Below are 13341 nucleotides of genomic sequence, written 5' to 3' on the forward strand. Positions count from 1 at the left end.
GAATCCGTACGTACACTGGCCGGGATGTCTCAGAACGATAACGGTGCGATCGCCGTGCTTCCCCCGGCACCCGCACCCCTCCGCCACCGCCTGCACGCCTACATAGACGTGGCAGTCGTCGTAGCCGTTCTGATCTGCACGAACCTGATAGCCCACTTCACCAACGCGCTGGCCAGCATTATCACGGTCCCGATTGCCGCGATTGTGCTGCTCGCCATGGTCCGCCGCCGCGGCCTGGGCTGGCACGAACTCGGCCTCTCCCCGCGCCAATGGCGCAGCGGCACCCTCTGGGCGGTCGCCGCCGTCGGCGTGGTCCTGCTCGCGGTGGCCATCGGAGCCCTGCTCCCCATCACTCGCCCGTTCTTCCTGGCGGACCGCTACGCCACCATCTCCGGCGCACTCATCGCCTCGATGATCGTCATCCCGCTGCAAACCGCCATCCCCGAAGAACTCGCCTTCCGCGGCGTCCTGCACGGCACCCTGGACCGCGCCTACGGCGCACGCGGCGTATTCGCGGCCGGCTCAATGCTTTTCGGCCTCTGGCACGTGGCCTCATCGCTCGGCCTCACCAACGGCAACAAGGGCCTGTCCAGCTTCCTCGGCAACGGCATCCCCGGCCAGATCATCGGCATAGCCCTCGCCGTCCTGGCCACCGCCGCCGCCGGAGCCGTCTTCACCTGGCTCCGCCGCCGCAGCGGCAGCCTGCTGGCCCCCATCGCCCTGCACTGGTCCGTCAACGGCGCGGGCGCTCTCGCCGCCGCCCTGGTCTGGCATACGACTCTGCGCTGAAAAGACAACACCCCCTCATCATTTCGATGAAGGGGTGGGTCGGCCGATCTAGGGAACAGAGGATAGGCGATCGGCCGACCCGGGACGGTTCGGTGCGGTTGGGCCGGCACCGAACCGGGATCAGGAGCCCAGGAAGCCCAGGGGGCCGGCGCCGCAGGTGGCGCTGCCGGTGAGGGTGGGCTGCAGGACGTTGACCTTCAGTTCCCAGACCGAGCCCTGGAGGGTGGACAGGGTGTGGGTGCCGGCGCCCTTGGGGGTCCACTGGATGGTGGCCTTGCCATTGCTGGGGCTGATCGGGCTGCCGCCGATGACCAGGCCGTTGTCGTAGAACCAGACCTGGATCCAGTGGTCGTAGGTCGCGGTGACCTCGTAGGTGCAGGCGGCGTAGACATTGCGGGCGTTCACCGAGAGGCCGGTGGGGACGGCCGAGGCGTAGGGGGCGGTCAGGGCCGCGGAACAGGCCACCGCGGCCAGTGCGGTGACGCCGAACCCGGCCCGCTGGGCGATGCGCTTGTTCACGGTCTTGGACATGGGGAAACTCCTCGGGTGCAGGCCGCATCGAGTGCGGTCCGGCGAACCATATCGGTTGTCCAGTTCGGGCGTTGGCACTTTCCGGAAAAAACTGAAACGTGTTTCTGTCAGATAGACATAGGTGCAGTACAGCGAGCCGGGCCCGCCTCCCGAAGGAGACGAGCCCGGCTGTGCTGGAACCCGATTCGCGGCTAGCGCTTGGCGGAATCCGGTACCGGCTCCGCCCACTGGCGGTTGTCGAACTCGGCCTGCGGATCGGCGTCACCACCGTGACCCGGCCACCAGGCCAGCTTGCCGATCAGCGCGGTCACCGACGGGGTGAAGAACATCGCCATCACGAACGCCGCGATACCGATACCCACCGAGATCGCGAAACCCATCTGCGACAGCGCGGTATTGCCCGCCAGCATCATCGAGGCGAAGGTGCCCGCCAGGATCAGACCGGCGGCGGCGATCGTCGGACCGGTGTGCTTGACCGCCTCCGCCGCGGCCCGGTGCGGATCGTGACCCTCGCGGGCCTCCTCCCGCAATCGAGCCACCATCAGGATGTTGTAGTCGGTCCCCAGCGCCACCACGAACAGATACATGATCAGTGGCAAGGTGAAGATCAGACCCGAATTGCCTTGGAAGTGCTGGAAAACCAGCACCGCGGCGCCGAGCGTGGCGGCGAACCCGAGGAACACCGACGCGATCAGATACCAGGGCGCCACCAGACTCCGCAGCAGCAGACCCAGCACCAGCATGATCAGCACCGCGGCCACCGGGAACACCACCGAGTAGTCACGATTCATCGCGGCCTTGAAGTCGACGAAGATCGAGGTCATACCGCCGACCACCGCCTTGGTGCCGTCCGGAGCCGCCGAATGCGCGATATCGCGCAGCGGACCCTGCACCGTCTGCAACGCGGCATCGGATTCCGGAGCGTCATTGAGCGTCACCTGATACTCGGCGATCGCCTTGTTCTCCGACAGCTTCGGCTCGGACACCTGGCCCACACCCGAGACACCGGTCAGCGCCGCACGGTAATCACGCAACTGATCGGTGGTCAGTGCCGCACCCTCGGTACTCAGGTACACCTGCGACGGCTGTGTGGTGCCCGCGGGCATGCCCTTGAGCAATTCCTTGCTGTAGACCGAGGATTCGGACGTGTCCGAGGTCGAACTGGAACTCAGATCGAAGGTCGGATTGAACCCGAGCGCGACCACGCCCAGCGCGACCAGAACGCCACCCGAGACCAGCGCGTACAGACCCGGCCGCCTACCCAGCGACGAACCGACCGCGGCGAACCGCGCGGCATCCGGTTCGTGCTTCCACGCCTTGGAAGGCCAGAACACCTTGGTGCCCAACAGCGAAACGATCGCCGGAACCAGGGTCAAACCCGCGAGCAGGGCAACCGCGACCGCGATCGCCAGCGCCGGGCCGAGCGAACGGAACATGCCAAGCGTCGACAGCATCAGCGCGCCGAAGGCGATGATCACCGCGGCCGCGGCCGAACTGATCGCCTCACCGACCCGGGTGACCGCGCTGACCATGGCGGTCTTGGGATCCTCACCCGCACGCAGGCGTTCCCGATAGCGGAACATCAGGAACAGGATGTAGTCGGTGCCGACGCCGAACAACACCACCACCAGCAGTGACTGCACAGAATTGTCGACCTTGAGATCGAAGGCCTTGCTCACCATGGCGATCAGGCCGTTGACGGCCACCGAGATCGCGCCGATCACGATGATCGGCAACAGCGCGATCACCGGACTGCGGAAAATCACCAGCAGCAGCACCAGAATCAACACGATGGTGGCGATGCCGATAATGGCCAGCGCCTTGTTACCCGAATCCTGCTGATCCAGGGTCTGCGCTGCCTGACCGGTGACACCGGCCTTGAGATCGGACCCGGAAACCGTGTCCTGCAACGCGGTTCGGATCTCCTTCACCGCATCGGTCTGCCGCTTGTCGTTCGGGCTGGTGACCTTGGTCATCTGCACCGCGACCACATCGACCAGCTTGTTCTCCGAGGCGGGCATCGCCGCGATCGCGGTGACATCCTTGATCTTCTGCTCGGTGAGCTTGGCCGCCGCCGCCTGCACGGTGGCGGTATCGGTCGCGGTCAGGGGTTGGCCGTCGGCGCGCTCGAAGACGATGAGCGCGGACGGGGCGGCACTATTGGGAAAAGCCTTCTGCTGCACGTCCATCGCCTGGATGGATTCGTAATGCGAGGGCAGGAAGTCGGCCTGTTCGGTGGTGGCCGTGAGTTTCGGAGCCGTCGCGGCGATGGCGACAATGGCGATCAGCCAAGCGCCGATCACCAGCCACGGCTGTTTGACGACGAAGCGTCCCAGTCGGGAGAACATGCGGGAGAAGTCCTTTCGGGGTTCGGCCGCGCTATTCAGATATCGAGGTCTTGCGAGGCGGGGTTCGCCACTACATCCGAGGCGATACGAAACGCCTTGGCGGGAATGCGATCACGCAGCTCCTCGAGCGACTCCACGATGTCCAGGGTGAAGTCGCCATAGCCATCCTCACCCAGGCCGAGCATTTCGCGCCAGTTCTTAAATTCCTTGGCCCAGTTGGTGAGTGGGGTGAAGTCGGACTGATCCGAGTTCTTCCGGGCGACGATGAAATCGTCCTTGGCATTGCGATACGCCTGCTTGGTGGCCTGCTGGAAGTCCGCCCACTCGACGTAGTGGCGGTGCACCACGAACTTGCCCTTACGGCTCTGGTAGACCTTCACCACCTCGGTGCCGACCTTGGTGACCTGCTGCGATTCGGCCAGCAGGCGACCGACGAAACTCTGCGTGCGACCGCCGCCGGGGCCGACGCGAAGTTCGATGCGGCTCATGCCCTCCGGGAAGTTCTGGGTGACGAGCGCGCTCTGCGATTCGTCCGCGGGCTTCTGCATATCGATGTCCATGACGTACTCCAGATTTAAGGTGCGACAATGCGCATATAGGCATGAATCTACAAGCCGCTGCCGCGGAATGAGATGCACTGTGCCGCAATAACTTCGGTCGCCGAGCGAGCTCGGCAGACGGCCGCTTCGGCGTCTGAAATCACTATAAGTAGACGTATACGTATAGCGCAACCCTGAATCAACCCTGAAATTTCTCCGAGGTCCCCCCTAGAACGAGAACGGCTCGCCTCCCACGGGAGGCGAGCCGAAGTGCCCGGACAGTCAGCGACCGCGCCGCTTGCCCGACTTCTGTGCTCCCCCAGCACGTTTCGCAGCGGCCGGCTTCTTGCCCGCGGGCGGCTTCTTCGCCGCGCGCGGTTGCGCCTTCGGCTGCTGCTTGCGGTCCTGCCCCGACGGCGAACGCGTGCTGCGCTCCGAACGTCCGCGCACCACACCCACGAACTCCTCCACCAGATCGGTGGTGCGCTCGGCGGGCCAGGCCAGCGCGATCTCGGTCGGCGGCACATCGGTGACGGTCCGATAGACCAGATCCTTGCGGGCGTGCAGGCGCGCGATGGAATGCGGCACGATCGCCGCACCGCTGACCGCCGCCACCAACTCCAGGGTCATGGCCGCCTCGTCCAGATCCGCGGCGTCCTGCATCCGCTCATCGGCCAGCTCGAGCGTGCTCACCTGCTCGAACACCGAGATCGGATGATCCTTGGGCACCACCACGACCGCGATCTCGCGATACAGCGGAATCGCGCTCATCCCCTCGCGATCGATCGGCAGGCGCACGAACGCCATATCCACCCGGCCCTCGCGCAGCGCCGCCTCCTGTTCGCGCATGGGCACGGCCAGCATTTCCAGCGCGATCTCCGGGTATCGCTCGCGCCAGATGCGCTCCCATTTGGTGACCGTCACCCCGGGCACGAACCCGACCCGCAGGCGCTCGGCACCGTCATCGGGGGTTGCCGGAGCCTGCTCCACGACGTTCGCGAGAATCTCCAGCGCGGCGGCCAACAGTTCCTCACCGTCGGCCGTGAGCTGGGTCGGCGATGCCCCCGGCACGAACAGCTTCGTCCCGAGCTCGTCCTCCAGATCGATGACCGTATGACTCAGCCGCTGCCGGGAAATCCCCAGAGCCTGCGCGGCGCGGGCGAAGTGCAACTCCTGCGCAACCCCGGCGAACCAGCGCAGACGCGTGACATCGATGGACTCGAACCGGCTCATTCCACCCAGGTTATTGCACCGCCATACGGATAACCGCACCGCGCGGCCGGTTGCCCGCACCCCGCCCGATACCCTGAACCGGTGAGCCCGGACAAGAAACCCCAGACCATGAAGCCGCTGACCGCGGCCGACAAACTCGGCATCTACCTCCCCGCAACCCCCGAGGAGTTCCGGAACTCACCGCTCACCCGCGCCCAGCTGGACGAGCTGCGCGCCAACCCGCCGCAGTGGCTGCAGGACCTGCACCGGGACGGCCCGTTCCCGCGCGATGTGACGGCCCGCAAACTCGGCATCTCCAACTCCGGCCTCGGCCGCGCGGGCGTCGAGGACGCCATGACCAGCGCGCAGATCGCGGCCCTGGTCGCCGACCCGCCGGAATGGCTCATCGCCGAGCGCAAGAACTACGTCGCGGTGCAGGCCGAAGCCGAACGCGTCAAGATCAAGGACGCCGAGCGCCGCGCCGCGTCCAATCGCCCGCGTAAGAACTGGTAGTCCGCACTCACAGTCGGCGCAGCACCCGATCCACCAGATCGGGGGCCGCGCCGAGATAGTTCTCCGGGCGCAGCAGATCATCGAGTTCGGGTCCGCTCAAATGCAATGCGATATCCGGGGATTCGGCCAGCACCTCCGCCAGCGGACGAGCACTGGACTGCGATTCGTACGACGCCGATTGCAGCGTCTTCTTCGCCACCGGCTTGCCGAGCAGCGGCCCCAGCCGAATCGAGAGCCGCTCGGAGACGATCTGGCCCTCGGTGAGCGTCAGATTCGCGGTCATCCGATCCGCGTCGGCGGTCAGCCCCTCGGCCAGTTCCACCGCGGTATGCGCCGCGCCGCCCGCCAGCAGCAGGCATTCGCGCAACGGCTGCCATTCCGCGTGCCAGGAACCGGCCGGGCGCTCATCCTCGGCCAGCAGCGCACCGAACAACGTCGAGGCCAGCGCCGGAACCTGTAGTGCTGCCGCTCGAATCATGGTGCTCAACACCGGATTTCGCTTCTGTGGCATGGCCGACGACTCACCGCGCCCCTCCGCCGCGGGCTCGAACACCTCCGCGATCTCGGTGCGGGACTGGGAGATCACATCCACCGCCATCTTGCCGAGCACCCCGGAGGTCAGCGCCAGCGCGGACGCCAGATCCGCGATCGGGGTGCGCACGGTATGCCACGGGGTGGCGCTCACCGCGAGCGAGAGTTCCGCCGCGAACTCCGCGCTCAACCGCTCCATGATCTCGCCGCTGGTGGCGGCCGACAGATCCGATTCACCGCAGCGCGCGCATTCGATATAAGACGCCAAAGTGCCTGCCGCACCGCCCAATTGCACCGGCAGCCCGGTACGCACCTGGCACAGGCGCTCGCGCGCGTCGAGAATGCCCTGCATCCACACCGCCACCTTCGCACCGAAGGTGGTCGGCACCGCCTGCATGGCCAGCGTGCGACCGGCGATCGGCGTACTGCGATGCCGCCGCGCCAATTCCGCCAGCCCGGCCAGAATGCCATTGAGATCGGCGATCATCACCGAGAGCACCCGCGCCGCGATCAACATGGTCGCGGTATCGAGAATGTCCTGACTGGTCGAGCCGTAGTGCACGTAATTCGCGCTCACCGGATCGATATCGGCGACCGCCCGATGCAGCCGCTCCACGAAGCACACCACCGGATTCGCCGCTCCCCGTGCGGCTTCCGCGATCTCCCGGGCATCGAAGGTGTGCCCGCGCACCGCGAGCGCCATATGTTCGGGCACCGTCTCGGGCACGATGCCCAGGCGCGCCTGCGCCCGCGAGAGCGCCAGCTCCACCTCCAGCATGGCCTCGATCCAGGCATCGTCGCCGAGCAGGGATTCCACCGGGGAGCCCACGCCCACCGGGGACAGCAGACCGTATTCGATCGCCATATCGCCTTGCCTTTCAGAGGAATTCGCGGAGCGCTCATAGCGATGCGTGGTGAGGATCTCGCGGGCGATTCCATCGCCGTCCGCCAGCGTCACCGAATTCACGCCGGGACGCGGACCGGCCGCGGTCACCCAGCGCACCGATTCGGTGGGCACCCCGAAGGCATAGCGGCGGTGCTGGATTCGGCCCTCGCCGTCCACCAGATGATGGGTGTTCGGGGCCAGCGCCAGACCGCCGGTGCGATAGCTGCTGCCGTCCGGTGAACCCATGCTGAAACCGCTGACATCCTTGCGGCCCAGCAGATTACGCAGCAGCGGATCCGCGGTGCGGCGCAGATCCGGTGCGGGCATCCAGGCATCGATCAAATGCCTGCCGCGCACCTGCGAGCCCGCCACCTGCGGGGACTCCGCGCTGAACAGCCGCCGCCCGGTATCGACGCGCAATCGCATGCCCGGGCCGATGACCCGCACCACGCCCGCCCGGATCAGCGCGGACAGTTCGGCGATACGACTGGCGGGCGGGCCGATGGACAGGAAGGCGTTCATGGGCGTGTACCAGCGATCCAGATCATCGCGGTACGACGATCCGGCGATACCGCCGTGATCGACCACCAACCGGACCTCATTGCGCAGATCCCGCAGCACATCCAGGGCCGCCTTCACCGGACCGCGCACATTACCCAGCCGGGCCGCGCGCACATCGGCGTCCAGATAACCGAGCAGCCAGTCCTGGAATTCGCCGGGATCGGTGAAACTCCGGCCGCCGGTGGGATCGACCAGCGCGGTCCAATCCCACTGCTCCTCCTGCCGAATGTGGAAGCGCTGCAACAGCTCCGCGGACTCGGCGGCGGGTGCGCCCAGATACGCGTCCCGGAACGATTCCAGCCGTTGCGGACTCAGCCGCTCGGCCAGCAGCGCCGCGTAGTACACCGATTCGACCTCGCGGGCGATCAGCGGCCAGACATCGTGCCGGAACGACACATCGCCGAATTTGCGTGAGCGACCGCGCAATCGGGCAATGCGCTCGGGATTCAGCAGGATGGGCGCGTACCGGCCGTCCACACCCTTCTGATGTTCGCCGCGCGCGTGATGCGGTACGCCCCGGCGGCAGCCCGCCATGATCATCGGCTCATGTCCGGAGGCCACGTACTCCAGTCCGGCGCCGGACTCCTTGAAACACCCGCCGCGCCCGACCGTGAGCAGTGCCAGATAGTCGAAGAAGGTGAGCCCGAGCCCGCGGATGAGCACCGGCTCCCGCTCGGGTATCGCGTGCACATCGATATCGGCGGCATTGGCCGGGGCAACGTAGCCCAGGCCCAGGGTGCGCGCCGAATCATGCAGGGAGCCCGGCTCTTCCGGCGGCTCCTCGCCCAGGTGCCCCTGGGCCAGCACCACCGCGTGCAGGCCGCGAATGCGTTCGCCGGTGCTCAGTTCGAGTTCCTGCAATCCGCCCGGACCATCCCACAGATCGGTTGCGGTAGCCACAATTTCGCGCGTATGCACCCATTCGGAATAGCGATCCCGCGTGCGTTCGAATGCCCAGCGCAGATAATGGCCGTAGAAGTAGCGCGGCGGATAGGTATCGGCGCGGATGCGCAGCGCTTCCCGATAAGCGCCGGAAGGCAATCCGGCGAAATTGCCGATCTTCGCCAGGAAATTGGACCATTCGTACAAACTCGGCCCTCTATCCACCGGCCCCGCCATCTCCACCGTGTCATCGGTGAAGATGGTGACCTGCTCGGCGACCGTATTCATCAGCAGCTGAGCAGGCTGATCGGTACGCCAGACCGCGCCCGTGCCAACCCTTTTCGAGTCGATCAGGATCAGCTCGACGCCCGCGCAATTACCGAGCTGTCGAGCATTGGCACAAATCCGTTCGAATACATTCAGACCACGAGGTCCCATTCCGACTATCGCGACCCGAACCACATTGTCGAGCATTCACACACCGATCGCGCCCGAGGATCTGTACCCGGTAGCGGGCACGTCGCCGAGAGTAGCAACGCGGTAAACGCCATACAAGAACGCGCGGTACGGAATACGGCTCAACTCGCGAAACGCCGAACGCACAATTGCGAAACGCCGAATGCGGCCTCAGCGCGTCGCCGAGACCAGCGCGGGCTCGGAAACCACCGCCGCGGTACCGGTTTCGCGGCGCTCCAGCCCGGCGGACACCAGCGCCAGCAGCAGCGCCGCAGCGGCCAGCCCGGCACCCACCCAATTCGGCGCGGTGTAGGCCATCCCGGCCGAGAGCGTGAGCCCACCGAGCCACGCGGCCAACGCGTTTCCGAGATTGAACGCGCCGATGTTCACCGCCGACGCCAGCGTCGGGGCATCGGGAGCCTGATCCAGCACCCGCTTCTGCAGTGAGGGCACCGAGGCGAACCCGAGCGCACCGATCACGAAGATGGTGATCGCCGCCAACACCTTGACCTGCGCGGTGACCGTGAACAGCGCCAGCGCGATCGTCAACGCGGACAACGAGATGAACAGCATCGGCATCAGCGCGCGATCCGCGAATTTGCCGCCGACGAGGTTACCCACAACCATCCCCAGGCCCAGCAGCACCAGCAGCCAGGTGATGGAACCGTCGGCGAAGCCACCGATCTCGGTCATCATCGGGGCGATATAGGTGATCGCCGCGAATACCGCGCCGAAGCCGAGCACGGTCATGCCGTTGGCCAGCCACACCTGAATGTTCTTGAAAGCGGCCAGCTCCCGGCGCAGGTTCACATGCTCGGGGGTGGGCAGATTCGGAACCAGCTTGGCGATTCCGGCGAGGCCGGCCACACCGAGCAGCGCCACGATCGCGAAGGTGACGCGCCAGCCGATCTGCTGGCCGACGAAGGTGCCCAGCGGTACACCGACCACATTGGCGACGGTCAATCCGGTGAACATCATGGCGATGGCCCCCGCCTTGCGATCCGGTGCGACCAGCTCCGCGGCGACCACCGCGCCGATGCCGAAGAAGGCGCCATGCGCGAGCGAGGCGACCACGCGGCCGATCAGCATGATCCCGAAGACCGGGGCGATGGCGGAGATCAGATTCCCGGCGATGAAGAACCCCATCAGCAGCATGAGCATGCGCTTGCGGGGCACGCGGGTGCCCAGCGCGGTCATGATCGGCGCACCCAGCATGACGCCCAGCGCATAGCCGGTGACCAGCCATCCGGCGGTCGGTATGGACACCCCGAAATCACCGGCGACCTCGGGCAACAGGCCCATGATGACGAATTCGGTGGTGCCGATTCCGAAGGCCCCGATTGCCAGGGCCAGCAGTGCGAGCGGCATGACTACACCTTCCAGACGATTGCAAGAGCGCGTTATTGCAAACACAATAGTTGCAGACGCGGCTTACTTGCAAGCGCGGGCAATCGCGGAAGTGAGCTATCCTGGGGACAGCCGCCGCGACCAGAGGAAACGTCATGACAGCCACCGATCCCGCACTCACCGGTCTAGCCCAGGGCTGGTGCGCCCTGACCGTGCTGCACGGCCGGATCGAAGCGCATATCGAACGCGCGCTCCAGGCGAAACACGAGCTGAGCGTGCGCGAATACTCCCTGCTCGATGTGCTGAGCCGCCAGCACGACGGCACCGGCGGCATGCTCCAGATGAAACAGGTCGCCGACGCCATCGTGCTGTCCCAGAGCGCCACCACCCGCCTGGTCACCCGGCTCGAGGACCGCGGCCTGCTCGCCCGCTACCTCTGCCCCACCGATCGCCGCGGCATCTACACCAAGGTCACCGACACCGGCCGCACCCTGCTGGAAACCGCCCGCCCGACCAATGACGCCGCGCTGCGGGAAGCCCTCGACGAGGCCGCGGCCAACCCCGAACTGGCCCCGCTGGTGCGCACCGTCGAATCCCTGCACACCCCGGCCTGAATCGTCCCGGACAGCACGAAGGCCCGCTTCCCCCAACCGGAAAGCGGGCCTTCTCCCCTCCTGCTATGCGATCTCGCGGCTCAACGGCAGGTTGACGTAGCTCGGCTCCGAAGGATCGAGCAGCACATGCTGATTCGCCAGACGGCTCTCCACCAGCAGCGGCGGCAACAGCACCCCGCGCGGGAAGTTGCTGGCGTACACGTCGATTCGCACCCGATGGCCCGGTTGCAGCACCGCGTCAACGGGATTCACCGCGATATCGATCGTCGTCGGCTGACCGGGCACCAGCGGCTGCCGCGAATCCAGGGTCAGCAGATAGGCCGTCTCGGTGAGGTCACCGGCGGCGTTCCGCTTGCTCTTGTCCTCATCGATCGCGCGCAGCGACGCGGTGAGCTGACCGCTGCCCACCACGGTCGAACGACCATCGGGCGCAACATCGTTCACCGTGACCGACCAGTACCCCTCGGACGAGTCGTACGCGGTATTGAGGTGCACATTGATCGGCCCCGAGATGACCGTCGCCTCGGAAACCGGTGCGCTGGTGAAGGTCAGGCCACCGAGCTCGTGCACACGATCGTCCTTGGTGCAGCCGTCGATCACCGAGGTGAACCCGAGTGATTCGACCGCCATATCGCGCGAGCACAGCGCGGTGATGCCGGTCAACGGCGACACCGTCAGCTGCGCCGGAGCATCGGTGGAGTCGCCGTTGAGCGATCCGTCGTACACGCTGTTCGCCGTGCCGCTGCGCGCCGGCGAGAGATACATGCGCCGGTACTCCGAAGTCGGTCGCGGCAGCCACGAGGTGGCGGTCCAGCCGCCGCCCTGCTGCCACAGCACCACCGGGCCGTACTGATCGATCCCGTTGTCGATGCCCTTGAGCCATTTGTCGTACCAGGCCATCTGCAGCACGTCCAAGCGCGGCGGCTTACCCGGATTACCAAGTCCCGAACCGGGATTCATGTGGTACGTATCGCCCATGATCAGCTTCTTCTGCTCCGGCGGCAGCGGAATCCGGTCGAACGACATGGCGCTGGACGGCGCGAAGATGTCCTGCCAGCCACCGTAGGCGAAGGTCGGCACCTTGATGCGCTCCGGATGACTGTCCGAGAATGCCTCGCGCAGTTCACTTCCCGGCCGCAACGCCTGTTTCAGCGGCTCCGGCAGCAGATCCACCGAGGGCGTCAGCGCCATGATGATGTAGTCGAAGAACTCGAAAGGCGTTGTGACACGGTCCATCAGCCACTTCGCGTCCAGGTGACCGAGCAGCACGCCGACCGGGTCCGGGAAGTTCTGGATCACATCGATGAACGCGATGTACAGCGGTGCGAACAAGCCGAGTCCACCACCGGGCGCGGCCACGTCACCGATCTTGTCGGTACTGCCCTCCACCGGGAAGATGGCCTTGAGCGCGGGCGGGTTCTGCGCGGCGACCATGTACTGGTTGATGCCCGAGTACGAGATGCCGTTCATCCCGATATTGCCGTCCGACCAGGGCTGTCGCGCCGCCCAATCGATGACCTCGACCGAATCCTGGGTCTCGCGGCTCTGGAAGAACTGCCACGCGCCCTGCGAATAGCCGGTGCCGCGGGTATCCACCACGATCTGGGTGTAGCCGTGCTGGATGAGCCTGCGATCCACGCCGAAGGTGCGCGCCGCGCCGCCGCTGAGCACCCGGGTCAGGTCCGTGACGGAGCTGAGCGGCGTACCGGTCAGGTCGACGCTGTTCACCAGCTGGATCAGGGCGTCGGACAGCCACGGCACCGACAGCGCCACATCGGCCAGCCAGGACGCGAATTTGGTGTACGGCGTCAGATTGACGATGGTCGGCAGCGGATCGGTGACCGGCGCGCCATTGGCGTCGACGGGCCGATACACGTTGGCCTTCAACACCGTTCCGTCGCTCATGGTGATCGGCACATCGAAATCGATATGCACCTCACCGGGATAGCGGCCCGGATAGGTCGCGGGTCCGTCATGTGCGGCCAGCCAGGATTGCCCGAGTTGACCGCCGTCCGGCGGTGTCTCGGCCGCGGCCGTCGGCGTCACAGACAGCGTGGTCACGGTGACGGCCACGGCCGCTATGCCTAATCGGATCAGGCGGCTGCGGGCTCTCCCGATCATGTGTACTCCCC

Annotated in this window: 10 protein-coding genes; 3 read left to right on the top strand and 7 right to left on the bottom strand. The window is 66.2% G+C overall.

Annotation, left to right across the window (positions count from 1 at the left end; translation table 11 throughout):
• The first annotated feature begins 24 nt into the window (after positions 1-24).
• The gene (locus ACFVUS_RS17165) at positions 25-789 is read left to right on the top strand and encodes a CPBP family intramembrane glutamic endopeptidase (RefSeq protein WP_387766696.1); all 765 of its coding nucleotides are present in this window, start codon (positions 25-27) and stop codon (positions 787-789) included.
• A gap of 120 nt (positions 790-909) precedes the next feature.
• Here ACFVUS_RS17165 and ACFVUS_RS17170 read toward each other — a convergent pair whose 3' ends face one another.
• From ACFVUS_RS17170 to ACFVUS_RS17185, 4 genes are all read right to left on the bottom strand, one after another.
• Positions 910-1320, bottom strand: coding sequence for a hypothetical protein (locus ACFVUS_RS17170; RefSeq protein WP_387766699.1), 411 nt, complete (start codon positions 1318-1320; stop codon positions 910-912).
• A gap of 191 nt (positions 1321-1511) precedes the next feature.
• Positions 1512-3668: an MMPL family transporter gene (locus ACFVUS_RS17175; protein WP_387766702.1), complete on the bottom strand. Its 2157-nt coding sequence runs from the start codon at positions 3666-3668 to the stop codon at positions 1512-1514.
• Between the two features lie 35 nt (positions 3669-3703).
• The gene (locus ACFVUS_RS17180) at positions 3704-4228 is read right to left on the bottom strand and encodes an EXLDI protein (protein ID WP_387766705.1); all 525 of its coding nucleotides are present in this window, start codon (positions 4226-4228) and stop codon (positions 3704-3706) included.
• Between the two features lie 261 nt (positions 4229-4489).
• The gene (locus ACFVUS_RS17185; protein WP_387766708.1) at positions 4490-5440 is read right to left on the bottom strand and encodes a LysR family transcriptional regulator; all 951 of its coding nucleotides are present in this window, start codon (positions 5438-5440) and stop codon (positions 4490-4492) included.
• 81 nt (positions 5441-5521) lie between these two features.
• On the opposite strand from ACFVUS_RS17185, the gene ACFVUS_RS17190 reads away from it, so the two are divergent.
• Positions 5522-5932 carry a DUF5997 family protein gene (locus ACFVUS_RS17190; protein ID WP_387766712.1) on the top strand — a complete coding sequence of 137 codons (411 nt, stop codon included), beginning with the start codon at positions 5522-5524 and terminating at the stop codon, positions 5930-5932.
• 7 nt (positions 5933-5939) lie between these two features.
• On the opposite strand, the gene ACFVUS_RS17195 is transcribed toward ACFVUS_RS17190, so the two are convergent.
• Together ACFVUS_RS17195 and ACFVUS_RS17200 are read right to left on the bottom strand one after the other, a co-directional pair.
• Positions 5940-9266 carry an FAD/NAD(P)-binding protein gene (locus ACFVUS_RS17195; protein WP_387766715.1) on the bottom strand — a complete coding sequence of 1109 codons (3327 nt, stop codon included), beginning with the start codon at positions 9264-9266 and terminating at the stop codon, positions 5940-5942.
• A gap of 153 nt (positions 9267-9419) precedes the next feature.
• Positions 9420-10616, bottom strand: a complete 1197-nt coding sequence (locus ACFVUS_RS17200; protein WP_387766718.1) for an MFS transporter — start codon at positions 10614-10616, stop codon at positions 9420-9422.
• Between the two features lie 134 nt (positions 10617-10750).
• Here ACFVUS_RS17200 and ACFVUS_RS17205 point away from each other — a divergent pair, with 134 nt between their 5' ends.
• Complete coding sequence (locus ACFVUS_RS17205) at positions 10751-11209, top strand: MarR family winged helix-turn-helix transcriptional regulator (protein ID WP_387766721.1); 459 nt, start codon at positions 10751-10753, stop codon at positions 11207-11209.
• A gap of 63 nt (positions 11210-11272) precedes the next feature.
• Here the strand turns inward: ACFVUS_RS17205 and ACFVUS_RS17210 are convergent, their stop codons facing one another.
• The gene (locus tag ACFVUS_RS17210) at positions 11273-13330 is read right to left on the bottom strand and encodes a CocE/NonD family hydrolase (protein ID WP_387766724.1); all 2058 of its coding nucleotides are present in this window, start codon (positions 13328-13330) and stop codon (positions 11273-11275) included.
• Positions 13331-13341: the final 11 nt, after the last annotated feature.

The sequence above is a fragment of the Nocardia sp. NPDC058058 genome (assembly GCF_042885355.1).
In the GTDB taxonomy this organism is placed as follows: Bacteria; Actinomycetota; Actinomycetes; order Mycobacteriales; family Mycobacteriaceae; genus Nocardia.